The organism is Streptococcus infantis (assembly GCF_047460825.1).
Taxonomy (GTDB): Bacteria; Bacillota; Bacilli; order Lactobacillales; family Streptococcaceae; genus Streptococcus; species Streptococcus infantis_V.
In genome coordinates this window covers 1-24,581 of the sequence record NZ_JASHFO010000028.1, presented here as the reverse complement: position 1 = coordinate 24,581, position 24,581 = coordinate 1, and the positions used below count along the sequence as shown (strand labels likewise).

The following is a 24,581-nucleotide window of genomic DNA, read 5'->3' as shown; positions in this document are numbered from 1 at the left end:
TTTACGATCCGAAAACCTTCTTCACTCACGCGGCGTTGCTCGGTCAGACTTCCGTCCATTGCCGAAGATTCCCTACTGCTGCCTCCCGTAGGAGTCTGGGCCGTGTCTCAGTCCCAGTGTGGCCGATCACCCTCTCAGGTCGGCTATGTATCGTCGCCTTGGTGAGCCGTTACCTCACCAACTAGCTAATACAACGCAGGTCCATCTGGTAGTGATGCAATTGCACCTTTCAAGCAGATATCATGCAATATCTACTGTTATGCGGTATTAGCTATCGTTTCCAATAGTTATCCCCCGCTACCAGGCAGGTTACCTACGCGTTACTCACCCGTTCGCAACTCATCCGGAGAAGTAAGCTCCTCCTTCAGCGTTCTACTTGCATGTATTAGGCACGCCGCCAGCGTTCGTCCTGAGCCAGGATCAAACTCTCATTAAAAGTTTGAGTTCTCACTCATTTCTGTCACTGACAGATTTATTGTTTTTTTCATTGTTCAGTACTACAACCTTAGTTGTAGTGCCCTGCACATTGGTTCGTCTTGTTCAGTTTTCAAAGGTCTTTGTCACTCGCTTCTCTCAAGTGACAACTATATTAGTATATCACAGCCGCTTTCGCTTGTCAACACTTTTTTGAAACTTTTTTTAATTTTTTTCATCCAGTGTTTCATCTGTAACATACCATAGTCCGTACGGGATTCGAACCCGTGTTACCGCCGTGAAAAGGCGGTGTCTTAACCCCTTGACCAACGGACCGGAGTTGTTATTTTCAACTCTTACTATTATACCGACTTTTTTTGCTTTGTCAACACCTTTTTTTAATTTTTTTTTAGAAGTCTTGTAATGTTTCCTTCAGCTCTCTGAGAAGGGCTTTGCGGCCTTTAAATCGTTCGTCTGCCCAGAGTTTCGGTTAATTTTTTTCTTACAATAATTGTTTTTTATGAAGCACATATCATTTTTTAAAAACATTTCTTCATATTACTCAAGTAACTCTTGCATTCTTATTTTCAGAAAATTTGAATCATTTTCTCTAAGGGAGCATTAACATAGGTGAACTTGTATTTTGTTTTCTATTATATAAAAATCTTTGATTTAAATTAGATTTCCCTCAATTTTTTAAAAAAACAGAGAAAACTTGTGCCTCCTCTGTTTATAGTATTTAAGATAATTAATTTTCTTCACTCATTTTTGATTTTACTTCGTCATAAGATAGTGCATGTGATTCCTCTTCTACTGTTTCAGGCATCTTTCCTGTTTCGTATAGAGATTTAATTTGTGTACTATCCAATGTTTCGTATTTCAATAATGCTTCTGCAATTAGCTTGTGAGTTTCACGATTTGACTGGATAATTTCAGCAGCTTTGTTTCGTGCTTCATTCAACAATGAACGAACTTCTTCGTCAATTTCATAAGCTGTTTGTTCTGAAATTGATTTTTGAGGGCTTTGTGCACCAAACATGGCATGATTTCCTTCATATTGTACTGGACCAAGTTTTTCACTCATACCATACTCTGTAACCATTGCACGCGCCATCTGAGTAGCTTGTTCGAAGTCATTGGATGCTCCAGTTGTTTGGACGTTAAAGATAATCTCTTCAGCTACACGTCCACCCATTAAGCCAGCTAATTGTTCTTTCATATCTTCTTTAGATAGAAGCATTTGGTCTTCCTTAGGAAGTGCAATCATATATCCGCCTGCACGTCCACGTGGTACTATGGTAACTTTATGAACAACACGGGCATTTGACAATACTAGACCGACAATAGTATGTCCTGCCTCATGGTAGGCAACCAATTCACGTTCTTTTTGTGAAACTGTCTTATCTTTCTTAGATGGTCCAGCGATAACACGATCTTCAGCTTCATCAATATCAGAAGCATCAATCACTGATTTATTACGACGAGCTGCAACCAAAGCTGCTTCGTTCAATACATTTTCCAAATCGGCACCAACAAAACCTGGAGTTTGTTGTGCTACCAATTTTAAATCTACATCTTCAGCTAAAGGTTTATTTCTAGCATGGACTTTCAAAATTGCTTCGCGTCCCTTAACATCTGGACGACCAACTAATACTTTTCTATCAAAACGGCCTGGACGAAGTAGAGCTGGATCAAGAACATCTGAACGGTTTGTTGCCGCAATAACAATAATTCCTTCATTTCCTTCAAAACCATCCATTTCAATCAAGAGTTGGTTTAAGGTTTGTTCTCGTTCATCATTACCTCCACCTAAACCGACACCACGTTGTCGACCAACGGCATCAATTTCATCAATGAAGATAATAGCTGGTGCTGCTTTTTTTGCATCCTCAAAGAGAGAACGTACACGGCTCGCACCGACACCGACGAACATTTCTACAAAGTCAGAACCTGAAATACTAAAGAATGGTACACCAGCTTCTCCTGCGACTGCTTTGGCAAGTAATGTTTTACCAGTTCCCGGAGGTCCTTCTAAAAGAACTCCAGCTGGAATCCGGGCACCCAATTTTGTAAATCGTTTTGGATCTTTTAAGAATTCAACAACTTCAACAAGTTCTTGTTTTTCTTCCTCTGCGCCTGCAACATCTGAGAAGCGAACTTTGATATCTTCTTTATTAGCAGCCTTAGCTTTACTACGTCCAAAACTCATTGGATTACGTCCGCTATTTCCGCCCATATTTCCCATCATAGAGAAGAGGAAGAAGAATAAGATAGCAAATGGTACTACTGAAACCAGGATGTTAATCCACATACCACTTGAGCTTTCGTGTTTCACTTCAATTTGTGTTTGATGTTCACTTGCTAGCTTTTGCAAATCCGCTACAGTTGTATCTGATGGGAGGACAATACTTGTAAATTTCTCTACTTTTGTAGCAGAGGGTGTAAAAAATTGAATTCCCGTTTCCTGTTTCTCTGTCTTAGCAGTTTTGTAGACACCATACACTTCAATAACACTACCACTTGGTTGGTATGTCATTTCTTTTACATTGTCGTTAGTGATTTCCTGAACCAATTCTGAGTACTTAATTTGTTGACTATGACCAGCAGATCTGCCAGCAAAAAAGTACTGGAATCCTGTCACTAGCAAGAAAATCATCAACAAATAAAGAAATGGATTTTTTATGAAACCATTATTTTGTTTTTGCATTCAAACACTTACCCTTCTATTTTGAGTAAACTTCCTCTTTCAATACACCTACATAAGGAAGGTTACGATAGTTTTCATTATAGTCTAAACCGTAGCCTACAACAAATTCATTTGGAATTGTAAAACATGTATAATCTGCTTCGATTTCTACTGTACGACCTTCTGGTTTATCAAGCATGGTGACAATCTTAACAGAAGCTGCTTCTCTTGCAGTAAACATTTCTCTCAAACTCTTCAAGGTTTGACCAGTATCAATGATATCTTCTACAAAGACAACATGTCGACCTTTAATATCTTGAGTTACGTCTTGTTTAATATTAATGACACCACTACTTACAGTCCCACCATGATAGCTAGAGACCATCATAAAGTCCATTTCAAGATGTGTATCAATATATTTCACCAATTCTGCCATAAAAGGAATAGAACCTTTTAAAATTCCAACTAAAATCGGATTTTTACCCTCATAATCTTTTGTCAACTGAGCACCCAATTTTTTAGCTGCTTCTGTAATTTCATCTTGTGAAATTAAAATTTTCTTGATATCTTTTTCTAACATGATTTTACCTATCTATTTTTTCTATATAAAGTACAGTGTTCATTATATCATTTTTCATTTTTTTACTCAAATCACTGATTTCAATTCCTAAAACTGAACAAATTTTTCCAAATTGCTCAATGATAATAGCTTTTTCTCGTTTTTCTTTAGGAATTTTTAAATCAATAAAAAGTCGTCTTAGTTTTTTACGATGACCGTTTTTTATCAAATAATCACCAGGCTGTCGATGCCGTAAAATCAACGATGTTTCACGAGAAACATTCATCTTTTGAACATTTTCCCCTTTTAGAGGTATTCCAAATGAAAATAAATAACCTTCATAATGAACTTGATTTTGATAGTTTAACACACACTCACTACTTTTTTCATCAGACTTTGGTCTGATTTTACCAATTCGAAAGTGCTGGTATTCTTTTACAAGTTCATAACCATTTTTTATACAATGGCGATATTGACTCTTAGTTTTTAAAATATGATGAATTTCTTGAAATTGTTCTCTTGTTACATTTAAATCAGCAAAACGACTAAGGTATTGTTGTAGTAAAACTCGTTGCGTTGCTTCACTAAAAGATAAAAACTGAGTTAAGTCTTCCACATTGACTGTTTGAGATAATTCAGTCAGAGCAATTTGATAGTCAGATACTTCTTTTCCAAACTCAAGAATTGCTTTTTTCACTTGAAAATTTTCTTTTTCCAGTTGGGGTAAGTAAATATTACGAACTCGATTGCGAAAATAATGATTTTCTTTATTCGTCCTATCTTCAAAATGCTCAACTTCAGGAAAAACCCTCTTATAAAAAGACAGCAAAGGACGAATTAATTCTCTCTTATCAAACTCTTGTCTCTCTTTTATAGCTGATAAATGTTGTAATCTAACACCCCTAATCATTCGCATAAAAATCGTTTCAGCCTGATCATCTGCATGATGAGCTGTTACAAGAGCTGTAGAGGACGTTTTCTCCATTACTTCTCTAAAAAAATCATAGCGAAATTGACGAGCATTTGCTTCTGAAAAATCTCCAGTAAAATGAGCTACGTAAATTGAAACTCCAACTTGTTCAGCTAGTTTTCTTAATTCATATTCTTCATTATCCGATTCTAGTCGTTGTTTATGGTTTACATGAGCTAAAAATAATTCAATCCCGAGTTCTTCTTGATAGGTTGATAGGAGGTGAAAGAGAAACATCGAATCCAATCCACCAGACAAGGCTAGTACAACTCGTGAATGATCTTTAAAATAACCTTTTTCTAGAAAATGATTTAAAAAATCTTGTTCTCTCATTTTAGGACCTCATAGACATCCTTAGCAATTTTAGAAATGGTATCATAATCAGAATTTTTGGTAAAGATTGAAATAATGAAAGGAGAATCTGTATAGACTATTCCTACATCGTGTTTAAATTCATCTGCATCCCCAATTTTATGGGCTACCTTAGCAGAAATATTCTTAGCAATCCTCTGATTATCAAAAGCTGTTTGCGATAGCGATTCTAAAACAAAACCATTTTGATTGTAAATAGATTCCATAACTTGACCAGCCATTCTAGCTGAAGCCAACTTATCTGTCACATCCCACTCTTCACCTGCGATAGTAGCCATTTCTTTTTTAAAGGCTTCATCTGATTTATTCGTAATATAATAAGCAAGAATATTATGAGCTACATTGTCAGATTCTTTCGCTGTCTTTGTAATTAAATCTTTGAGAGTGTAGTCTTTATTGTCCGCTGTTTTAGGGAGGCTTCCGCTTCCTTCTGGTTTGTATGATCCAGAGAAATCATTAACTTCAGAAACATACTTCAATTTCGTGTCAAGTTGATAATCACCTTGATTGATTTTTTCTTGAACATAATAAAGATAAGGCAATTTCATAACACTAGCAGCGTACATTTTTTGATCTTCATTAATTCCAGCTTCCTTACCCGTGCTCAATTGTTTAACATAAATAGAAAATTGTTCATTTTGATAATTCGCAGATAACAACTCTTGTACTTTCTGGATACGATTATCATCATTGGAAATATAATCCGTCGAAACCCAACCAATTTGTTTGATATGTAAAAATTCATGACCACCAGCAAAAATAGACATATCTGCTTCAACCTCTTGATAAGCTGCTAAAGTAGACTTTAATTCTTGTTGATCATAAGGACTATTATAAACGACAAATCCTGGTTCTAACCATACTCGTTTAGAAAAATCGTTGACAATTGAACTATCGTATAAAAGTCGTTTATCAGCCATCACAAATTGATTATTTGACAATTTAAAGACAGGCTGTCCTTGTTTATTTAATCTCCATTCTAAAACAGATAATTTTGTATCTACATTGACTTTTCCTGATTCTTTAATCAAATCTTCTGTAGAATAAACAGACGTTTCACCATAAAATTTTGGAGATTCTATAACATCTTGATAGTAAAAATGATACGAAGCGTGGGTTAAGGAATAAACTTCTTGGTTTGGAATGATAACTGGATTCTCAGTGCTTACTACTTGGACACTTTTTAAAAAAATAGGAAGTAGTAATATCACTAAAAATTTACGCATTCTTTTTTTCCTCTTCTTCTTGTAGCCGTAACAGATGATTTTTTTGAGCTAACTCTTCTAATTTTTCATCTGATTGACTTAAAAACTTTTCTACAATATCTAATAAATTTTCCATTTTACATTACCTAGGAAGTAAGTCCGGAATAGTATAAACTTCCTCCCATGATTTTGAATAGTAATATTTTGCACGCAAATACTTGGCTGCGTATGTTTCGTCCTTTAATTTGGTTGCAAGATTTGATTCTTTATCTTTTTCATCGCTCAATTCTTGATACTGTTTTTTCAGATCGGCTAACTGTTGGCGACGTTCGAGTAGTTGCTGATAACTTTGAGTCAAATTATAGGTTGGTAGGATGAACAACAACATAATCAAAATCAAAACCCAGCCCATAAACCGATTTCGTCTTTGTCGTTCTTCCATCAAGTATTTACGACGTTGGTGTTCATTTTGAATAAAAGAATTATTCATTTGTACAATTTTTTTATACATCGTTTTCTACCCTTGTTTCGCTGATAATTTCATACATACCTGCAGCATCTTCTTTTTTAGTGCTATCTTTCATTTCTAACACTTTTACGAGCAACAATTTATTTCCAAAACGAATTTCAACTTGGTCATTAATTTTTAAATCTGTAGAACTCTTAGCAAGAATACCATTTACCTTGATGCGTCCCTTATCTGCAACTTCTTTAGCCACTGTACGACGCTTAATAATTCTTGATACTTTTAAATATTTATCTAATCTCATTTTTATTACCTCAAATTATTATTGTACCATTTTTCTACATTTTATAGAAGAAAAAAGATAACTCCTAATGTGACTCTTTTGAATCTTTTATGTTTGCTAATGATTCTCCAAAAGTTAAAAGACCTTCTAAAATCTCATAATCCTTTTTATTACGAATATCAAAAACAACTTCGATTAAATCTTGATTTTCTGAAATATTTGCCTTTAAACTTGTCTGAGAAAGAGCCTGGAAATAATCTTGTGTTAAAAATAATTGTTGCGAAATTTTTTCAAATTGAACGATAAGTTTATTATTTTTTCTTTCAACTCGATTAACAAATACTTTATCAAGATATGCTTTAGCTAATCCAATTTCTAAAAGATAAGCAACCACATCTGGATATTCTCCAAAACGATCGATCAACTCATCTTGTAATTCTTCATAGTTGACACGATTGTCAATCTGACGAATTCTCTTGTAAATTTCAATTTTATGTCTTTCATCCGATATATAATCATCTGGGAGATAGGCATCGATTTGTAGTAGTAACTCAGCATTTCCTTTTTCACGTTTTTTGTCAGTTCCATTTTTCTTAGCTATTGCTTCTTCTAACAACTGAGAGTACAACTCAAAACCAACAGAATCGATAAATCCAGACTGAGAGCTTCCTAAAAGATTTCCAGCTCCACGAATGGATAAATCACGCATAGCAATTTTGAAACCAGAACCCAGTTCAGTAAAACCTTTGATAGCTTCTAATCTCTTCTCAGAAACTTCTGTCAAAGTTTTATCTGGACGATACATGAGATAGGCATAAGCAATTCGATTACTACGACCAACACGACCTCTTAATTGATACAAGGTTGACAAGCCCATATGATCTGCATTTTCTATAAACAAGGTATTAGCATTTGGAATGTCTACACCAGTTTCAATGATTGTTGTAGTCACTAAAATATCATATTGTCCTTCAATGAAATCAAGAAGTGTATTTTCTAAGCGAATTTCACTCATTTGACCATGGACAAATCCAATAGAAGCTTCTGGAATCAATTCTTGTAACTCTGAAACCTTCTTTTCAATAGTGTCAACTTTGTTGTAAAGATAGTAAACTTGACCACCACGATCCATTTCTCTCAATACAGCATCACGAATGACACGATCATTCTGTTCAAGGACATAGGTTTGTACAGGATATCGATTGGTTGGAGGAGTTTCGATGACTGATAAATCTCGGATACCTAGCATAGACATATGAAGAGTTCGAGGAATTGGTGTAGCTGTCAAGGTTAAGACATCAACCTTCTTTTTTAATTCCTTCAAAGCTTCCTTATGCTTAACACCAAAACGTTGCTCTTCATCAATAATCATCAACCCCAAATCAGCAAACTCAACATCTTTAGATAAGACTCTATGGGTCCCTATCAAGATGTCTACTTGACCTTTTTTTAATTTCTCAAGTGTTTCAGTCTGTTCTTTTTTACTTCTGAAACGACTCAAAACATCTACGTTGACAGCAAATTGTTCAAATCTTTCCTTAAAATTACTGTAATGTTGCTGAGCAAGAACGGTTGTTGGCACTAAAACGACAACCTGTTTATGATCATTGACAGCCTTAAATGCAGCTCGCATAGCAACTTCTGTCTTACCAAAACCAACATCTCCAACTAATAGTCGGTCCATCGGTTGAGGAGCCTGCATATCTTTTTTTATTTCTTCGATACTTCGAAGTTGGTCCTCAGTCTCTACATATGGGAAAGCTTCGTCAAAAGCGTTTTGGTCTTCATCATCTTTTGAAAATGCAAAACCTTTAAGTTGACTTCTCTCTGCATATAACTTAATTAAATCATCTGCAATATCTTCAACTTGACTCTTTACTTTTTGCTTCGCTTTTTTAAAACGTCCATCGTTTAATTTGTTTAACTTTGGAGCCTTACCATCACTAGAAACATACTTAGAAAGAGTCTGTATCTGCTCCACAGGGATAGAAATTCGATCACCATTTTGATATAGGACACTTACATAGTCTCGATGAATTCCTTTGATTTCAATCGTTTCAATCCCTAAATATTGACCAATACCATGGATTTGATGAACAACATAGTCTCCTTTTTGGAGTTCATTATAATCCTTTAATCGTTCAGCGTTACTGATATTTTGTCTTCGATACTTGCGTTTAATCTTCTTTTTAAAAATTTCATATTCAGTGATAAATACAAGATTTTCATCTACAAAGTGAAATCCATGTCGCAGATTTCCTTCAACAAGATTGACAGTTCCTTTACAGATTTTACTTTCATTACTATTATCAACTTTAATATCGTATTCATCAAGAATCGTTGACAGTTTCTTTAGTTCAGTTTTGCTACTTGATTGAAGAACAATCGTATACTTTAATTTTTTGTAACGTTCAATTTCTTCTTTCAGAAAAGAAAACTGATTAAAGAACTCTTGCATAGGATATTGATTGAACTGGTACAGTTTAATAAATTTCAAATTTCCAAGCCCTTTTTGAAAATTTGAAAAGAAAGTCGTTGGTACATATTTTTTAAACTGACTTTCTACATCAGCAAAATATTGTAAATTTGACACTGATTTACTATTATGTAAATCATCTGTAAAATAGCTAGCTGTTTCCTTATCAAAAGCATCGTACTGGTTCATGATTTTTTGAAAATCATCAAATATAACAGGAACTTGATTCAAATAGTCTATCAAGGTCCACTGTTTTTTATAAAATACAGACAAAAACTTGCGAATATCTGCATGAAGAACTTGCTCTTTCGTACAACTAAAAACTTCTTCTAGGTAAGACTTTAAAGTTGGAGAAAGTGCCTTATCAATCTCATGTTCTAAAAATTTCTGACCACGATGATAATCTTCATTCGTTAACAAAATATCACTAGCTGGATAGATTAGTACTTGAGTTTGACTATCTTTTGATAATTGAGTTTCAGTATCAAATTCTCTAATGCCATCAATCTCATCACCGAAAAATTCAATCCTATAAGGACATATTTGTGAAGTTTCAAATATATCTAGAATATCTCCACGAAGACTAAATTCTCCTTGACTCTGAACTTGTGTAACTTTCTTATAACCAAGTGCAGTTAGCTGATTTTTTAACTCTCTTTGTTCACACTCTTGTCCGACTTGCAGTTTTAAAACACTATCATCGAAAATCTTAGGTTCAGGCAAAAATATGCGGCTAGCTGCCATGTTACAAACTAATATTCCTTTTTGAGATTTATCTCTTAGAAAACGTAAAGCTTCAACCCGAGAAAAAATCTTTTCCTGAGATGATACCAAAAATTCAACCATTGGTGAATCATCTACTAGAAATGGATAAACCAGATCCGAACCTAATATGGAGATTAGATCATTAATCATACGCTCAGCCTCTCCATATGTCGAGGTCATCACTAAAACCTTATCCTGACTCTTCAGACTACTAGCAATCGCTAACGATTTTGCTGATCCAGAAAGTCCTAGTAATAATTGTCTTTGTTGCTGTGGTAAGTTCTTATGCCAAGATAGAATTTGTTTATTCTCTAAAAAGAAATCGATTAATGCCATTTCCTTACCCATTATATTTCTGCATCGTCTTTTCAAAGTTTTTTTCTTGTAAATAATAGTTTACAGCATCGTCAACCTTGTCAATTGACTGTAAAATACCAATATAATCTTCTTGATCAAACTTACTCAAAACATGATGAACTACTGACATTCCTTTTTTAGGTCTTCCAATGCCAATCTTTACACGATTGAAAACCTGTGTACCGATATGTTGAATAATCGACTTAATTCCATTATGACCACCAGCTGATCCTTTAGCACGAAGACGAATTTTTCCGACTTCCATGTCAAGATCATCGTAAATAATCAGTAAATCTTCAATATCTAAACCATAGTAGGTTAACAATGCATGAACAGCTTTTCCACTTTCATTCATAAAAGTCGTCGGTTTTACCAGATAAATTTTTTCCCCATTAAGGAAAAATGAAGCTAGTTCAGCTTGAAATATCTTATCGTGTGTAAAGGTAACATTCTGTTTTTTTGCTAGTTGGTCAATCAGCATAAAGCCAACATTATGTTTAGTTTCAAAATATTTATCTCCTGGATTTCCCAATCCTACAAGTAATTTTGTCATTTAAATTTCCTTTCAAAAGTCAAAAGGGTTGGAATTTTTTTCCAACCTAATTGACATTATTTTAAATATTGATTAAACGTTAAAGCGGAATTCCATAATATCGCCATCTTGCACGACATATTCTTTTCCTTCTTCACGCAAACGTCCTGCTTCTTTTACAGCCTTTTCAGAGCCGTATTTTACCAAATCATCATAAGACATGGTCACTGCACGAATAAAACCTTTTTCGAAGTCAGAGTGGATGATACCAGCTGCTTGAGGAGCTTTCATACCACGTTTAAAGGTCCAAGCACGAACTTCTTTTTCACCGGCTGTGAAGTAAGTTCCAAGTCCTAACAAATGATATGCTGCACGAGTCAACTTATCCACACCTGATTCTGTCAAACCAATGGCTTCAAGAAACTCTTTTTTATCTTCATCGTCTAACTCAGAAATTTCTTCTTCAGCACGCGCAGAAATGACTACTACCTCTGCATTTTCTGTTGCTGCGAATTCACGAATTTGTTTCACATAATCGATAGATTCTGGATCTCCAACGACATCCTCATCAACGTTAGCTACATAAAGAACTGGTTTCGTGGTCAAAAGGAAGAGTCCTTTAACAACTTTTTGTTCTTCATCTGTGAATTCAATGGTACGAGCTGATTTTCCATCTTCAAGAACAGGTTTAATCTTTTGAAGAACATTAAATTCTGCAACTGATTCCTTATCTTTTTGCGTACGTGCCATTTTTTCTACACGCGCATAGCGTTTATTGACTGATTCTAAATCAGCAAGAATCAACTCTAGGTTAATGGTATCAATATCTGCTAGCGGATCCACAAAGGCATCTTCACGACCTTGTTCACGCATGACATTTTCATCATCAAAGGCACGAACCACATGAACAATCGCATCAACTTCACGGATGTTGGCCAAGAATTTATTCCCAAGACCTTCTCCTCTTGATGCTCCTTTTACAATACCTGCAATATCTGTAAACTCAAAGGTTGTTGGAACTGTCTTTTTAGGAGTAATCATTTCCGTCAATTTTTGGAGGCGTTCATCTGGAACTTCTACCATTCCAACGTTTGGATCAATGGTCGCAAAAGGATAGTTTGCAGCCTCTGCTCCTGCTTTTGTAATTGCATTAAATAGGGTTGATTTACCAACGTTTGGTAAACCTACAATACCTGCTGTTAAAGCCATAATTTCTCATTCTCCGTTCACATTTCAATCTTCAATATTATAACACAAAAAGGGAAAACTTGCTAACCCTCTTACTATGGGGTTCCTAGTCGATGATTTTGTTCATTTTTCTTTCAAAATCATAGCGACTCATCATGACCACATGATCACAATTGCTACATTTTATTTTGATATCTGCTCCAACACGGGTAATTTCCCAGCGATTTGCCTTTTTGCCTGTTGACTTAATCGTACAAGCATGAGGTTTTTTCATTTCAACAAAATTTCCAACTTGATACATAGTTAGTCTCCTTTTTCTTTTTCGATTATATCATAAAAGAGGCGAGCTAGGCTCAACCTCTTTCCATTAATTTGTACGAACTGGTGTGATGAGCTGCATGAAATCTTCATCTGTATCAGCTGGAACCAGAGTAAATGGACGAACTGCTGAAATAAAGCTGATTGTAACTTTTTCGCTATTCAAAGCTTTTAGTGCTTCAATCAAATAAGTTGGGTTGAAACTAATTGTCAAATCAGCACCACTTACATTTTCAGTATCAATTTCTTCGTTTACTTTCCCTACTTCTGGAGAATGAACATGGGCACTTACAACTCCTTCTTTGATTTCTAATTTAACAGTACCATTTTGTGTCGCACTTGATAATAGGCGAGCACGTTCCATAGACTGGCGTAGTTTAGCAACATCAAAAGTCACTGTTGTATTGAAATCTGTTGGAATCAATCGATCGGTATCTGGATAATTTCCTTCTAAGAGACGTGTGTAGAAGCTAATATTTTCACTTCTAAAGAGAATTTGATTATTGGCGAAGAAAATCTCCACTGTTTCGATATCATCCGTAAAAACAGCTGAAAATTCGCGTAGAGAGCGACTCGGGATGACAACATCAAAATCATCACTATTTTTTTCAAGAGTCAATTTCTTCTGACTGAGACGGTGAGAGTCTGTTGCAACTGTTTTTAATTCTTTGTGGTTGCTTAAAACAAAGTGGACACCTGTCAAAATAGGACGACTTTCTTGGGTGCTAGCTGCAAAAGCAGTTTCATTGATAATCTTTTTAAGAAGTTTTGTTTCAAGAACTAGAGGATTACTTGCAGAAATTTCTTGGATACGTGGATACTGCTCGCTATCCTTTCCCTTTAGGGTAATTTCTGATTTACCACTTGTTAAGACAATTTGCTTTTGTTCAATCTCTTTAAAATCAAGTGTTACATCTGGAAGACTTGAAACAACATTGATAAAGAAAGAGGCTTCCAGTAGAACTGAACCTAAAGAGTTAATCAAGAGACCTGCATTTTCATTTTTTTGCGAGATAAAATTTTCGATTGAGATTTGACCATTTGATCCAATCAAGGTAATTCCTTCATTGGTAACATCAATTTTTACAGTCGATAAAATAGGAATTGCATTCTTTGAGCTAATAGCTCTCTTTGTTGTATTTAAGGCTTGTAAAAATAAGTTTTTATTAATTGAAAAATGAATCATGGATTCTCCTTTATTCTTTTTATTATTAGAAGGATAATAGTAATAATAGAGCGTGTGAAATCTGTGGAAAAACACTTGTAATCAAGAAAACTCAAGGACAGAGCCTTGTTTAAAAGATGTGGATAAATAAGAGATTTTTTAAAAAGTTATCCACAAGTTATTTAATTTTCTTTTTGATGTTTTCAATTTCTATACGTAAATTATCATCTGTTTCAAGCATGGATTTGATTTTTCCATGAGCGTGAATGACTGTTGTATGGTCTTTACCACCAAACTCTTTTCCAATCTTAGGAAGGCTATTATCAGTCATTTCTCTGGCTAGATACATGGCAACTTGACGGGCTAAAACGATATTTTGAACACGTCTAGTTCCTTTCATTTCCTTGACACTAACACCATAGAAGTTTCCAACTTCTGTCTGGATTTTATCAATTGGAATCACGATCATTTTGCTAACGTCTTGTTTACGAGCACGAATAGCTTCAGCGGCGATATCAACTGTGATATCATTAATCTTTTTGACTTTGGCCATTAGGCTGATGTCGTTTAGTGCCCCCTCGAGTTCTCGCACGTTAGAGTCAAATTGTCCAGCCAAATATTCGAGTGTATCATTCTGAAAATGATAATTGAGCTGTTCAGTCTTACTTTGTAAAATAGCAATACGTGTTTCAAAATCAGGTGGTGTGATATCTGTCGTTAATCCCCACGAGAAGCGCGTGACCAGACGTTCAGGTAGGCTTTCCAAATGTTCAGGTCTACGATCGCTTGTCAAAACAATTTGTTTATTATTATTGTGAAGGGCGTTAAATGTATTGAAAAACTCTTCCTGAGTTTGTACCTTCTTTCCACTAAGTGATTGAATATCATCAATGAGTAGGAGGTCTAAACTACGGTAAGTTTTCTTGAATTTTTCCATATCATTGAGTCTCAAATGCTCTAGGAATTCATTAATGAAGCTTTCAGCAGGTATGTATTTTACACGCGCATTTGGACTTTTTTTCAGAATTTCATTCCCAAGGGCATTTAATAGGTGAGTTTTTCCAAGTCCAGGACCTCCGTAGATAAATAGAGGATTGTAAGTTAATCCTGGATCTTCAGAAACAGCCAAAGCAGCAGACTTAGCCCAAACATTACCATCCCCTTGAACAAAATTATCGAAAGTATACTTTTCCTTGAGTCCAGTTTCAGAATATGGAATAGTGGATGGAATTGGTTGATAATCGTTGCCAGGTTCAGACTCGAAAGCTACTTGTGAGCTAGCTTCTTCAACTTTCGTGAAGATATAATGAGCTTTTATTTCAGTATCATAGATTTCAAAACCTGCTGCTAAAAGCATCCCATTGATATTTCGTTCCCAGAATATCTGCATTTCATCGCGGGGTAAGAAAATCGTTGCAGTATTTTCTTCAACTTTAACCAGTTTTGCGTCTAAAATATAGAAATCATAAACTGACTGAGTTAATTTATCATGTGCAAGTTCTAAAAGACGATTCCAAAATTGTTTTTCCTTCAATGATTTTCTCCTCCTTTACTATAGAATTTAAAAGGTTTATTGATAGAATCATTTTACCATAGATAAGATTATTTTTCCACAAGTTGTGGAAAACAATTAACAATGTTTTTAAATGTTATCCACAAAATGTGGATAACTAAGAAAAATTCTGAAATACTGGGCTTTTAAAAACTAAAATGCAGTGGATAACTATGTTCGTTAAGAATACTAAAATAACAGCCTTATTTCAGGCTGTTAATAAATTGTTGGTATTCATCTTGGTTATGGAAGGAAATTGAAATTTTACCACTATCTTTTTTTTGTAGCTTAATCTGAACATCTAATCCGAGTATTTTTTTCAATTTTTGCTCTTCGTCTTTGACAAAGTGGTCTTTTTCTTTTTTGCTGCTCTTCTTCGTTTTTTGTAGTATTTGTTCAACTTGGCGAACAGAGAGATTTTCAGTTTGAATACGATTCAAGAGTTTATCTTGTTTATCACTTGATAATTGAATGAGGAGTCTAGCATGAGCTTGAGAAAGTCTACCACTTTCGACTTCTGTCAGGATATGTTTAGGTAATCCTAACAATCGAACTAGGTTTGTAATATAAGGTCGAGATTTCCCCATTTTTTCAGCAATTTCTGTGTGGGTAAAACCTTTATCAATTAAGGATTGATATGCTTTAGCTTCCTCGATAGGATTTAAATTTTCTCGTTGGAGATTCTCAATGATAGAATGAAGCATCATATCTTGATCAGAAAGTTGCTTAACAATGACTGGAACTTCTGAAAGTCCAGCAGCTATTGAAGCACGATACCGTCTTTCTCCAGCTAGAATTTCATATCCAAGTACTGGAGATTTTCTAACGATAATAGGCTGAATCAAGCCGTTTTCCTTAATAGATTGTGCCAGTTCTTGAATTTTTTCTTCTGAAAATTCCTTACGAGGTTGATAGGGATTTTTTTGAATATCTTTTATTTGAACAATTTTAAATTCTTCCATAATTCTACATTAACACAACTTAGATATTCTGTAAAGCAACTTTACATATCTGTAAACTACTTATCTAAATCACTAGTACTTTTATCTAATTTAATAGTTGTTGTTTCTTCCTTACCATCACGGTAGTAAGTAACAGTCATACTGTCTCCAATAGAATGACTATATAGAGCACTTTGTAATTCAGTAGTGGAAGAAATAGCTTTATCATCTATTTTTGTAATGACGTCATATTGTTGCAGATGTCCATTGGCAGGCATATTTTTTTGAACAGAACGAACAGCTACACCAGAAGTAACATTTCCAGGAAGTTTTAGTTTTTGAAGATCAGTTGTACTAAGATTTGATAAGTTAACCATGTGGATTCCAAGAGCAGGTCGAGTTACTTTTCCATCTTTTTCCAACTGCTTAATAATATTGATTACATCGTTTGCAGGAATGGCAAAACCAAGACCTTCGACAGATGTTCCACCATTAGAGGCAATCTTACTTGATGTAATACCGATAACTTGGCCTTGGATATTAATCAAAGGACCACCTGAGTTCCCAGGGTTAATAGCTGTATCTGTTTGGATAGCATTGGTTGAGATAGCTTGTCCGTCTTCAGATTTTAGAGATACATTTCTATTTAAACTTGATACAATCCCCTGTGTCACAGTATTGGCATATTCAGAACCTAGAGGACTTCCGATTGCAATAGCTGTTTCTCCAACTGTTAGTTGACTAGAATCACCAAATTCGGCAACTGTTGTGACCTTATCTGCAGCAATTTTTACAACGGCAATATCTGAATAAGTATCAGAACCCACAATTTCACCAGGGACTTTTGTGCCATCTGCTAAACGAATATCAACTTTTTTAGCACCATTAATAACGTGAGTATTGGTTACAAGGTAAGCAGTATCCCCTTCCTTTTTATAAATGACACCAGAACCTTCGCTGTATACTTGTTCAGAATTGGTATCTGTATCAGTTTCATCAGATCCGAGTAAACTATTTTGAGAGTTTGATGAGTAAGTAATGACAGATACAACAGCATCTTTAACTTTATCAACTGCTTGAGTAGTTGAGTTTTCATTTTTTACAGCTGTTTTGCTGACAGTCGTTGTAGTTGTCGTACCACTATTTTGTTTTTGACTGAGTTGCAATGTGGTAAAAGTACCTAAAACACCACTAAAAAAGCTAATGAGAATGACTACTAAAAGTTGTCCCCATTTTTTGGAACTAGTTTGTAAGTTTTTCATAGAAGCCTCCATGTTTTTTTATCAATGAAAGTATAAAATAGCTAGCTTAATTCAAGCTTAAAAACAAAAAGTTTTTCACAACTTGTGGATAACTTCCAAAAACCTGTGAATTTATTGAAGTTTTTCAAAATCTTATCTGTGAATAAGATGTGAAATTGAGTGTGAATATGTTAGAATAGAAGAATGAAAATTAAAGTGGTAACAGTTGGAAAACTGAAAGAAAAATATCTCAAAGATGGCATAGCAGAATACTCCAAGAGAATTTCACGATTTGCTAATCTAGAAATGATTGAGTTGGCTGATGAAAAAATACCAGATCGGGCCAGCGAATCTGAAAATCAAAAGATTTTGGAGTTGGAAGGGAACCGCATTCTTGCTAAAGTAGGGGAACGTGATTTTGTAGTTGTTTTAGCTATTGAAGGAACAACTTTTTCTTCTGAAGAGTTCAGTAAGCAGCTTGAAAGGGCTTCTATCAATGGATTTTCGACAATTACTTTTATCATTGGTGGGAGTTTAGGACTATCTCCAGAGGTGAAAAAAAGAGCCAATCTCTCTGTTAGTTTTGGGAGATTGACGCTTCCCCATCAACTAATGAGATTAGTCTTAGTAGAACAAATTTATAGAGCGTTTTCGATTCAACAGGGCTCTCCCTATCATAAATAGATGATTGACTAAGCTAGCTTTTTTTGATAAGATAGATTAGTAAGGTCTCATAGCTCAGCTGGATAGAGCATTCGCCTTCTAAGCGAACGGTCGCAGGTTCGAATCCTGCTGGGATCAGTGTTAAATCGTAAGCTGGGAAAAAATCCCAGCTTTTTTTGTAAAAATTTGACATTTCAGAATAAAATTTGAGCATTTGAGAAATAATTCTCTATAGGAATCGTAGATTTTATATAATATTTTTGTAAGTTAATTTACAAGAAAAACATTATAGGAGTTTATATTATGAAAAAGAATACAGATTTTGCTCAAATGGAAGATTTCCAAGAATTGAACGAAAAAGAACTGCAGGAAATCAGAGGTGGGGATATAAGATTACCTCGTATTATAAAAAATTTATTTTCAAAATAATATAAAATAGTGGTAAGATAGGGAGCTATGATGAATTTAGTTATATTAGGAACAATTTTTCTTCACATCTATATTCTAACAATTAGTTATGGAGTAATTTGTAAGATAGCAAGAAAAGAAAGATATTGGTTTGGAATTTATCTATTTTTATTCCAACTTTTAGCTGAATTTTGCTTTGATTTTATTTCCTTATCTGGATTAGGATTTGAAAAATTTTTATTTCCTATTTTTCTCTACGCTTATCTAAAAAGTTTTAAAAAATACGATAAGTATCAAGCAGTATTTATTGGTATACTACTGTCATTACTATATAATAGTAGCCATACATTTATATCTGTAACTTTATCATCTATAACAGGAGATCAGTTAGCACTACAGCATGAAGAACTCTTCTTTTTTGTAGTTCTATCATTAACTTATTTTGCAATCAAAAAAATTATTACTTATTTCCACTTGGAAATGACCTATTTTGATAAAGACTACCTCTATCCATTTTTAAAAAATGTGCTAGTTGCTTTCTTCACCTTACATATCCTCTTATTTATTTCAGATATTGTGAGTACTTTTCCTAATTTAAACAGTTTTGGAAGTATTTTATCTTCAATTGTTTTTGTTTGTCTACTTTTGATCTTTTTCTCTATGAATTCTCACAAAGTTCAGATAGAAAAAGAGATTGAGTTGGAACAAAAGAAGTTTGAGCAAAAACATTTACAAACTTACACGGATGAGATTGTTACTTTATATAATGAGATTCGTGGTTTTCGTCATGATTATACAGGCATGCTTGTCAGCTTAAGAATGGCGATCGAAAGTAAAGATTTACAAGAAATTGACAGAGTTTACAGTGAAGTTCTTGTAAAGGCGAATCAAAAATTACGTTCAGATAAGTATACCTATTTCGATTTGAACAATATTGAGGACTCAGCGCTTCGAAGTCTGATTGCTCAGTCTATTGTCAATGCGAAAACTAATGATGTAGAGTATACATTAGAGGTAAAAGATATCATCACACCTTTGTCCATGGAATTATTAGATTTGGTGCGCGTGATGAGTGTTCTGCTCAATAATGCCGTTGAGGGAGCAGTTGAAAGCTATCAGAAACAACTAGAGGTAGCTATCATCAAGTTGGATCTTGAAACCCTAGTTGTTATCCAAAACTCTTGTAAAAAAAGAAAGGTAAAATCTGAAGATTTATTTGAATTAGGATTTTCAACTAAAGGAAGACATAGAGGACTTGGACTTAATAATGTTAAAGAAATTTTAGGAAAATATGACAATGTTATTTTAGAAACAGAAATTGATAATGATGTATTTAAACAAGTAATTAGATTTAAGAGGGAACTGATATGAAAGTATTGATTTTAGAAGATATTATAGAACACCAAGTAAGGTTGGAAACAACTCTGAATAAAATTTCTAAGGAAACAAATATTCCTATCTCCTATAAAACAACAGGAAAAGTGAGAGAGTTTATGGAATATGTAGAGCATGATGAAGTCAATCAGCTTTATTTTCTAGATATTGATATCAATGGGATTGAGAGAAAAGGATTTGAGGTTGCTCAATTTATTCGCCATCGCAATCCTTATGCTATTATTGTTTTTATTACAAGTCGATCTGAATTTGCTACTTTGACTTATAAATACAAAGTTTCAGCATTGGATTTCATTGATAAAGAAACCAGTGATCAAGTTTTTAAAAATAGAGTTGCCGACTGTGTGCTTTACACTAAGACTACTTTACTTGAAAACCAATCAGTCGTTGATTATTTTGATTATAGTTATAAAGGAAATGATCTTTGTATTCCTTATCATGATATTCTCTACATTGAGACAACTGGAACTTCTCATAAATTACGGATTGTAGGTAAGAATTTTGCCAAAGAATTCTATGGAACAATGACAGATATTCAAGAAAAAGATAAGGAAACCCAACGTTTTTATCTAGCTCACAAGTCATTTTTAGTCAATATCGGTAATGTGAGAGAAATTGATCGTAAAAAAATGGAAGTTGTATTTTATGAAGATCATCGTTGTCCTATCTCTCGTCTAAAAACTAAAAAATTGAGAGAACTAATGGCTAAAAACCAAAAAAAGTAATTGACAATTTTTGATAAATTGATATAATGGTTATATCTGCTACAGGTAGAGGGTCCGTTGGTTAAGAAATCGTCTTTTCATAGCGGTAACACGGGTTCGAATTCCGTACGGACTATTTAATCCGCCATAGCTCAGTTGGTAGTAGCGCATGACTGTTAATCATGATGTCGTAGGTTCGAGTCCTACTGGCGGAGTCAGATGAAAGGAACACTATTTGGTGTTCCTTTTTTTGATTCTTTGTCCGATGTAATGAGAGGAAGCATACCTAACATACGGATAGATAATGATTTGTGTCCGAAAATAAAACTAAGGAAATTGTATTGCCTTAGCGCCTAATAAGAACAACAAAATAGGCTCCATCATTTCTATGGTGGTTTTACCCACTACAGAAATTATAGAGCTTTTTTGTTAATTTGTATCTCCTAACATTTTCATTAAAAAGTCCGTGATTTCTTGTGGACTTTCCTTTTTTCCATGGGCAATCCAGGTTTGACAGACTCCAAAGAGAGCATTTGTTAGGTAGACGCTACTGTATTCTAATTCTATTTCATTTAGTTTGAGTTGCATAAAACGTTTTTGAAGGTCTGTGCTCAGTAGGATGTGAAGCTTATTTCGCAGGAAATTTTGAATTTCCTTGGTTCCATTTTCAGATAAAAGAGCTGCTAGAAGCGGTTCTGATTCCAAGTATTCAAATACTTCTAGAATAGCATCTCGTTTGTGATTAGCATGTTTTTGAAAGATATATTCGAAGGTATGAAATAGTTTACTTTGGTAATGTTCAATCATATCGTATTTATCTTTGTAATGAGTATAGAAACTGGAGCGGCTAATTCCAGCTTTTTGTGCTAATTTAACAGTTGTAATCTGATCGAATGGTTGTTCCATCAATAATTCCACCATGGCATTTTCGATAATGCGCTTGGTTTTTAATCGTTTATTACTTTCTTGCATGTTCTCTCCAGATGAACAATTTTAGACAATGTGTTTAAAAATAGATTTTTTATCTTGTCTTTTTAAATTTTTTATGTATAATCTATTATATCAAAAATTTAGACAAGTAGTTTAAAAAAGGAGACAATATGTTTAAAGAATGGAAAGCAATCTTTAAAAAACCGACATTTATTATTGTCATGATAGGAATTTCCTTAATTCCAGCTCTTTACAATATCATTTTCTTATCATCAATGTGGGATCCATACGGTAAACTTTCGGAGTTACCTGTAGCAATTGTTAATAAGGATCAAGCTGCTACTTATAATGATGAAAAACTCACTATTGGTGAAGACATGGTGTCTAATTTAAAAGATAGTGATAGTCTGGATTTTCATTTTGTAGATGAAGGTGAGGGAGAAAGAGGACTGCGGGATGGAGATTATTACATGGTTGTAACGTTGCCAAGTAATCTTTCTGAGAAAGCTTCTTCTATCCTTACAAATCATCCTGAACAGATGACGATTGACTATCAGACATCAAGTGGTCATAGTTTTATTGCAAGCAAGATGAGTGATTCTGCCATGACACAAATCAAACAGACTGTGGCTACTAAAGTTACTCAATCTTATACCAAAGCTTTATTTGATAAGATGGGGGATTTAAAACTTGGTTTATCTCAAGCGGCAAATGCAAGTTTACAGTTGGCTGATGGTTCGAATCAGCTTTCTGATGGGAGTCAAACCTTATCAACCAATCTTCAAACCTTAGCTCAATCGAGTCTCACATTTTCTAATGGTGCTGATCAATTATCTACAGGATTAGGAACCTATACAGCTGGTGTAAATCAGTTAAATCTTGGTCTTGGTAATTTTAATACTGGTTTAAATCAATATACCAGCGCTATTTCACAAATCGATAATGGATTAAACCAACTGAATTCACAGACACCGGCACTGGTATCAGGATTGACTCAACTTGATGCAGGCACACAAGCCTATACAGGTGGTGTTTCTCAACTAAATTCAGGATTAAATCAATTTTCACTTGGTATTGATACTTATACAAATGGAGTTCAAAGTCTATCATCAGGTGCAAATCAGATTTCTACAAAATCAGAGACTCTACGTACAGGATTAACACAACTTAATCAAGGTATTCAAGAACTTTCTACTCAATTAGATGGTGCAAACCAACAAAAAGATCAGATTAAACAATTAGCAACTAGTTTAGAGCAATTTAATCAAGCTATTCAAAATATTCAAACAGCAGATAGTGGAGAGATAACACAAGTAACAAACCAGCTTTCTAGTAGTCTATCAACGATTGCAAATTCAGCACAAAGCATCATTACTTCAAATCAATCTGAAAAAGAAACTACTTTATCAGCTATTCAATCTACGAGTGCTTATCAAAGCTTAACTCCTGACCAACAGGCAGAGATAACTTCTGTGGTTTCTAATCAATCATCTTCTACTAGTGAATCAGCACGAACAATTTTAACTACAGTTCAAACGTTACAATCTTCTTTAGAAAATGTAACCACTCAAACAAATAGTTTAACTCAATTAAAGAATCACTCAAGTCAATTATTACCAACTGCTTCTTCAACATTGACAAGTTTGTCAAGTGGATTAACACAGGTTCAAACAGCAATTGACGGTCAGTTATTGCCAGCTAGTCAAACTCTTGCATCTGGTATTGACAGCTATACAAAATCTGTAGACCAAGTAGCTTTAGGAGCAAGTCAGTTGAGTTCGAAAAATTCGAACTTGACAGGAAGTTTCAATAAGTTGCTACAAGGCTCTAATCAGTTAACAGAAAAATCTTCTACATTGACAGGTGCTACTGCTAAATTAGCAGCGAATGGGCCAGAATTAGCAACAGGAATTGATAAACTTGCATCAGGTGTCAACCAAGTAAACAATAAAACATCAGATTTAACTGCTGGAATTAATCAATTACAAGCGGGTTCTCAACAATTAGCTGATAAATCAGACCAGCTAGTTTCAGGAGCAAATCAACTGGCTAATGGTTCTGAAAAAATAGCTAGTGGAGCAGATCAACTTGCTCAAGGATCTGAAATTTTACAATCAGGACTTGGAAAATTAAGTGATGGTTCAAGTCAATTAAATCAAGGTTTGACAGAGGCTGATAAACAATTGAATAAGGCTTCAACTGAACCAAAAAATGCAGACTTACTGGCTGATCCTTTAAGTCTTTCAAAAACTGATACGGATCAAGTAGCAGTTAATGGAATTGCCATGGCTCCATATATGATATCAGTTGCTCTCTTTGTTGCGGCTATTTCTACTAATATGATTTTTGCTAAATTACCTTCTGGACGCCACCCAGAGAGTCGCTGGGCTTGGTTTAAGTCTCGCTTTGAAATTAACGGTATCATTGCTGGTTTGGCAGGATTATTAGTTTATGGTGGGGTACATTTAATCGGACTGACTGCAGTTCACGAATTCAAGACCTTTGCTTTGATTATTTTAACCAGTCTTGCTTTCATGGCGATGGTAACAGCATTGACAACATGGAATTCTCGCCTAGGCGCCTTCTTCTCCTTAATTTTATTACTCCTTCAATTAGCATCAAGTGCAGGAACTTATCCTTTAGCTTTGACGAATCAATTCTTTAAAACTATTAACCCATGGTTACCTATGAGTTATTCAGTTTCAGGTTTACGACAAACCATTTCTATGACAGGCAATATTCATAGTCAGATTATTTTCCTTATCTTTACAGTAATGATTTTTGTTGCTTTAGGAATGCTAGCCTATCAACCTAAAAAAGCTGAAGAAGACTAAAAACTATCGACCGATTTGGTCGATAGTTTTTGAACTGCACCCCCAAAGTTAGACAGAAAAAATCTAACTTTGGGGGTATTTTATTATGAAATTAACTTATGAGGATAAAGTTCAGATCTATTCACTTAGGAATCAAGGTCATAGCTTCAAGGAGCTT

The 24,581-nt window shown here is 34.5% G+C and carries 21 protein-coding genes, 3 tRNA genes and 1 rRNA gene; 7 read left to right on the top strand and 18 right to left on the bottom strand.

Annotation, left to right across the window (positions count from 1 at the left end; genetic code table 11):
• The 17 genes from QM911_RS08175 to QM911_RS08095 form a co-directional block, all read right to left on the bottom strand.
• Window positions 1-436: ribosomal RNA gene (locus QM911_RS08175) — 16S ribosomal RNA — on the bottom strand; the annotation flags it as partial.
• Window positions 437-678: 242 nt separating this feature from the next.
• A tRNA-Glu gene (locus tag QM911_RS08170) sits at window positions 679-750 on the bottom strand.
• Between the two features lie 412 nt (window positions 751-1,162).
• A complete protein-coding gene (gene ftsH / locus QM911_RS08165) occupies window positions 1,163-3,121 on the bottom strand; it encodes an ATP-dependent zinc metalloprotease FtsH (protein ID WP_320692686.1) in 1,959 nt (652 codons plus the stop codon).
• Window positions 3,122-3,137: 16 nt separating this feature from the next.
• Entirely contained in the window at window positions 3,138-3,680 is a 543-nt protein-coding gene (hpt, locus tag QM911_RS08160; protein ID WP_301393796.1) for a hypoxanthine phosphoribosyltransferase, read from the bottom strand.
• A 4-nt stretch (window positions 3,681-3,684) separates the two neighbouring features.
• Window positions 3,685-4,962, bottom strand: coding sequence for a tRNA lysidine(34) synthetase TilS (gene tilS / locus QM911_RS08155; RefSeq protein ID WP_414313673.1), 1,278 nt, complete (start codon window positions 4,960-4,962; stop codon window positions 3,685-3,687).
• Window positions 4,959-6,227, bottom strand: a complete 1,269-nt coding sequence (locus tag QM911_RS08150) for a serine hydrolase (protein WP_414313672.1) — start codon at window positions 6,225-6,227, stop codon at window positions 4,959-4,961. The genes tilS and QM911_RS08150 overlap by 4 nt, the downstream gene beginning before the upstream one ends.
• Window positions 6,220-6,342 carry an SP_0009 family protein gene (locus QM911_RS08145; RefSeq protein ID WP_045762396.1) on the bottom strand — a complete coding sequence of 41 codons (123 nt, stop codon included), beginning with the start codon at window positions 6,340-6,342 and terminating at the stop codon, window positions 6,220-6,222. The genes QM911_RS08150 and QM911_RS08145 overlap by 8 nt, the downstream gene beginning before the upstream one ends.
• Window positions 6,343-6,348: 6 nt before the next feature.
• Window positions 6,349-6,717 (bottom strand): septum formation initiator family protein, encoded by a 369-nt coding sequence (locus QM911_RS08140; protein ID WP_000277028.1) that lies wholly within the window; start codon window positions 6,715-6,717, stop codon window positions 6,349-6,351.
• On the bottom strand, window positions 6,710-6,976 hold the full coding sequence (locus tag QM911_RS08135; RefSeq protein WP_001234970.1) for an RNA-binding S4 domain-containing protein: 267 nt from the start codon (window positions 6,974-6,976) through the stop codon (window positions 6,710-6,712). Before QM911_RS08135 ends, QM911_RS08140 begins: the two co-directional genes overlap by 8 nt.
• 64 nt (window positions 6,977-7,040) lie before the next feature.
• On the bottom strand, window positions 7,041-10,544 hold the full coding sequence (gene mfd, locus QM911_RS08130; protein WP_414313671.1) for a transcription-repair coupling factor: 3,504 nt from the start codon (window positions 10,542-10,544) through the stop codon (window positions 7,041-7,043).
• Window positions 10,537-11,106 carry an aminoacyl-tRNA hydrolase gene (gene pth, locus QM911_RS08125; protein ID WP_045613244.1) on the bottom strand — a complete coding sequence of 190 codons (570 nt, stop codon included), beginning with the start codon at window positions 11,104-11,106 and terminating at the stop codon, window positions 10,537-10,539. Before pth ends, mfd begins: the two co-directional genes overlap by 8 nt.
• Before the next feature lie 72 nt (window positions 11,107-11,178).
• Window positions 11,179-12,294, bottom strand: a complete 1,116-nt coding sequence (gene ychF, locus QM911_RS08120; protein ID WP_045762398.1) for a redox-regulated ATPase YchF — start codon at window positions 12,292-12,294, stop codon at window positions 11,179-11,181.
• An 85-nt stretch (window positions 12,295-12,379) separates the two neighbouring features.
• On the bottom strand, window positions 12,380-12,574 hold the full coding sequence (locus QM911_RS08115) for a DUF951 domain-containing protein (protein ID WP_000285188.1): 195 nt from the start codon (window positions 12,572-12,574) through the stop codon (window positions 12,380-12,382).
• Between the two features lie 66 nt (window positions 12,575-12,640).
• A complete protein-coding gene (gene dnaN / locus QM911_RS08110; RefSeq protein ID WP_049508360.1) occupies window positions 12,641-13,777 on the bottom strand; it encodes a DNA polymerase III subunit beta in 1,137 nt (378 codons plus the stop codon).
• A gap of 157 nt (window positions 13,778-13,934) precedes the next feature.
• Complete coding sequence (gene dnaA, locus QM911_RS08105; protein WP_414261035.1) at window positions 13,935-15,290, bottom strand: chromosomal replication initiator protein DnaA; 1,356 nt, start codon at window positions 15,288-15,290, stop codon at window positions 13,935-13,937.
• A gap of 221 nt (window positions 15,291-15,511) precedes the next feature.
• Complete coding sequence (locus QM911_RS08100; RefSeq protein WP_049508355.1) at window positions 15,512-16,270, bottom strand: ParB/RepB/Spo0J family partition protein; 759 nt, start codon at window positions 16,268-16,270, stop codon at window positions 15,512-15,514.
• 56 nt (window positions 16,271-16,326) lie between these two features.
• Window positions 16,327-17,511 carry a S1C family serine protease gene (locus tag QM911_RS08095; protein ID WP_414313670.1) on the bottom strand — a complete coding sequence of 395 codons (1,185 nt, stop codon included), beginning with the start codon at window positions 17,509-17,511 and terminating at the stop codon, window positions 16,327-16,329.
• Between the two features lie 183 nt (window positions 17,512-17,694).
• Here QM911_RS08095 and rlmH point away from each other — a divergent pair, with 183 nt between their 5' ends.
• From rlmH to QM911_RS08065, 6 genes are all read left to right on the top strand, one after another.
• Window positions 17,695-18,174: a 23S rRNA (pseudouridine(1915)-N(3))-methyltransferase RlmH gene (gene rlmH / locus QM911_RS08090; protein ID WP_414313669.1), complete on the top strand. Its 480-nt coding sequence runs from the start codon at window positions 17,695-17,697 to the stop codon at window positions 18,172-18,174.
• 43 nt (window positions 18,175-18,217) lie between these two features.
• Window positions 18,218-18,291: transfer RNA gene (locus QM911_RS08085), tRNA-Arg, on the top strand.
• A 165-nt stretch (window positions 18,292-18,456) separates the two neighbouring features.
• Window positions 18,457-18,582 carry a ComC/BlpC family leader-containing pheromone/bacteriocin gene (locus tag QM911_RS08080; RefSeq protein WP_414313668.1) on the top strand — a complete coding sequence of 42 codons (126 nt, stop codon included), beginning with the start codon at window positions 18,457-18,459 and terminating at the stop codon, window positions 18,580-18,582.
• 30 nt (window positions 18,583-18,612) lie between these two features.
• A complete protein-coding gene (gene comD, locus QM911_RS08075; protein ID WP_414313674.1) occupies window positions 18,613-19,932 on the top strand; it encodes a competence system sensor histidine kinase ComD in 1,320 nt (439 codons plus the stop codon).
• Window positions 19,929-20,681 (top strand): competence system response regulator transcription factor ComE, encoded by a 753-nt coding sequence (comE, locus tag QM911_RS08070; protein WP_049530388.1) that lies wholly within the window; start codon window positions 19,929-19,931, stop codon window positions 20,679-20,681. Before comD ends, comE begins: the two co-directional genes overlap by 4 nt.
• Window positions 20,682-20,801: 120 nt before the next feature.
• Window positions 20,802-20,875, top strand: a tRNA-Asn gene (locus tag QM911_RS08065).
• Window positions 20,876-21,089: 214 nt separating this feature from the next.
• Here the strand turns inward: QM911_RS08065 and QM911_RS08060 are convergent.
• Window positions 21,090-21,632 (bottom strand): TetR/AcrR family transcriptional regulator C-terminal domain-containing protein, encoded by a 543-nt coding sequence (locus QM911_RS08060; RefSeq protein ID WP_414261039.1) that lies wholly within the window; start codon window positions 21,630-21,632, stop codon window positions 21,090-21,092.
• Window positions 21,633-21,760: 128 nt separating this feature from the next.
• Between QM911_RS08060 and QM911_RS08055 the strand changes: the two genes are divergently transcribed.
• On the top strand, window positions 21,761-24,424 hold the full coding sequence (locus tag QM911_RS08055; protein ID WP_414313667.1) for a YhgE/Pip family protein: 2,664 nt from the start codon (window positions 21,761-21,763) through the stop codon (window positions 24,422-24,424).
• The last annotated feature ends 157 nt before the right edge of the window (window positions 24,425-24,581 follow it).